The organism is Vibrio amylolyticus (assembly GCF_023145695.1).
Taxonomy (GTDB): Bacteria; Pseudomonadota; Gammaproteobacteria; order Enterobacterales; family Vibrionaceae; genus Vibrio; species Vibrio amylolyticus.
Genome location: NZ_JAJHVV010000049.1, coordinates 1 through 297, shown reverse-complemented (window position 1 = coordinate 297; position 297 = coordinate 1). Strand labels below are relative to the sequence as shown.

1 tRNA gene is annotated in these 297 nt (G+C 39.1%); it reads left to right on the top strand.

The features are described 5' to 3' along the window. Window positions 1-19 precede the first annotated feature (19 nt). Window positions 20-95: transfer RNA gene (locus tag KP803_RS21835), tRNA-Glu, on the top strand. Window positions 96-297: the final 202 nt, after the last annotated feature.

The following is a 297-nucleotide window of genomic DNA, read 5'->3' as shown; positions in this document are numbered from 1 at the left end:
AAAGTTAAGAGTAACCTATGTCCCGTTCGTCTAGAGGCCTAGGACACCGCCCTTTCACGGCGGTAACAGGGGTTCGACTCCCCTACGGGATACCATCTTTAAGTATTTTCTCAATCGAGAATGTTTAAAAATGGTTTTCATTAGAAAATCTGCTCTTTAACAATTTGGAAAGCTGACGAATAACAACTGTGATTGGTTGTTGTTCAAATAAAAGTTCTCAAATCCTAAATGATTTAATCATTTAGGTACCAACACACATTCAAGTGTTCTTGGAAACACCACAACGTCAGTTGTGAG